This is a genomic window from Kitasatospora sp. NPDC057198 (assembly GCF_042670125.1).
In the GTDB taxonomy this organism is placed as follows: domain Bacteria; phylum Actinomycetota; class Actinomycetes; order Streptomycetales; family Streptomycetaceae; genus Kitasatospora.
On the sequence record NZ_JBHUWH010000793.1, the window covers coordinates 1 to 1,972 of the forward strand.

The window sequence follows — 1,972 nt, forward strand, 5'->3', positions numbered from 1 at the left end:
GGAGCGCCCGCGCGAGGCGGGACGGGAGGGCTGCGGCGCACCCGGCGGGGCCGGCCGGGCGCGACCCTCGCGACCGGGCCCGCGCACGGCCAGGGTTGACATGGCCTCACAAATATGCCGCCGGCATCGCGCCGGACCGGCGGTACGGGGGCTCCGGTGTCCCGTTAGATCCCGTTTCCTCCCCGCGTTGGTCCAGTCCAACACGGCCGAGTCAAGCGTTGATAACGGCTTGTGCAACCGCTCTTTGAACCCTTGACGCTCGTCATTGGTCCATGCCAACCTCCAGGCGTTGGTCTAAACCAATGGTCTACTCCACCTCACGGATCGGCCCGCCGGCCCCGGCAGTTCGTATCCGTGTCACCCGGTGACGTTCCCCCTACGGCACAACGCAGCTCCAGGCCAGTCGGCCCAGCAGCCCGGTGCCCTACCTTGCTCATCCCTCTGGAGGATGGTTTGAACCGCAAGATCGCAGCCGTGGCCGCTATCGCCACCGTGCTCGTCGCCTCTGCTTGCTCCTCGTCTTCGTCCGACAACGGCAGCAAGTCCTCCGAGGTCCTGAGCAAGGACGGCAAGGGCAAGAAGATCACCGTCTGGCTGATGGACGACGCCCAGAAGCAGTGGCCCGAGGTCGTCGAGGCCGCGAAGACCCAGTTCAAGAGCGAGACCGGCGCCGACGTCGACATCCAGTGGCAGACCTGGGCCAACTACACCACCAAGGTGGACACCGCCCTCCTCTCGGACAACGCGCCCGACGCGATCGAGATCGGCAACACCCAGGCCGCCAAGTACATCGACGCCGAGTCCTTCGTCGACCTCACCTCGGTCAAGAGCCAGTTCGACAACTCGGACAAGTGGCTGGACTCGCTGGCCGCCTCCGGCAAGTCGGGTGACGGCAGCAAGACCTACGCCGTCCCGTACTACGCCGGCGCCCGCGTCATGATCTACCGCAAGGACCTGTTCGAGAAGGCCGGCGTCACCACGCCGCCCACCACCCTGACCGAGCTGAAGGCCGCCCTGGACAAGGTCAAGGCCGACAACGCGGGCACCGCCAACTTCTCCGCCCTGTACCTGCCGGGCAAGAACTGGTACACCGCGGTCTCCTTCGGCGCCGGCTCCTACGGCGTGGACGGCGTCATCGGCAAGAGCTCCGGCGGCAAGTGGACCAGCACCCTGAGCGACCCGAAGTTCATCGAGGGCGTCAACACCTGGAACGAACTGCAGAAGGCGTACTCGGTCGGCGGCACCACCGTCGACGAGACCGACCAGGACGCCCGCATGGCGCAGGGCAACATCGCCGCCATCATCGGCAACGGCTGGGAGGTCGGCTCGGTCATCGACCCGAAGAACGGCAACCCGGACCTCAAGGACAAGCTCGCCACCATCGCCCTCCCGGGCGCGGCGGCCGGCGACCCGACCCCGGCGTTCCTCGGCGGCTCGGACCTGGCCGTCCCGGAGAAGGCGAAGAACGCGGCCCTGGGCGCGACCTTCCTGAAGATCTTCACCAACACCGCGCAGCAGACCCTGCTCGCCAAGCACGCGATCCCGAACGCCAAGAACCTGGTCGACGCCTACAAGGCGGCCGACCCGGCCAACGAGGCGACCGGCAACGCCGCGCAGGGCAAGACCTGGTTCATCCCGAACTCCCCGATGTGGTCCGGCACCAACGAGACCGAGCTGAAGAACGCCCTCAGCGCGATCGCGGCCGGCGGCGACCCGGCCACCGAGCTCAAGGCGGTCGAGGCGAAGGTCGTCGGCTCCCTGAACGGCTGACAGTCGACTGAACCGCAAGGTCGGTCCGGGGAGTCCGGAACTCCCCGGGCGGGCCACGCACTGAGCGCAGGTTAGGGGGTGGGCAGTCCGCGGTCCCGCGGGCTGCCCGCCCGGGGGCCAGGGCCGATCAGATACCGGGGCCCGGGGAGGGCCCGGTTGTGGGGGTCGCCCCACGAGCACCTGGGAAGGGGCGGAATCGCGG

1 protein-coding gene is annotated in these 1,972 nt (G+C 68.5%); it reads left to right on the plus strand.

What is annotated here, in order from left to right; genetic code table 11:
- Positions 1-474: 474 nt before the first annotated feature.
- Positions 475-1,770: an extracellular solute-binding protein gene (locus ACFUEL_RS39060; protein ID WP_380242871.1), complete on the plus strand. Its 1,296-nt coding sequence runs from the start codon at positions 475-477 to the stop codon at positions 1,768-1,770.
- Positions 1,771-1,972 lie beyond the last annotated feature (202 nt).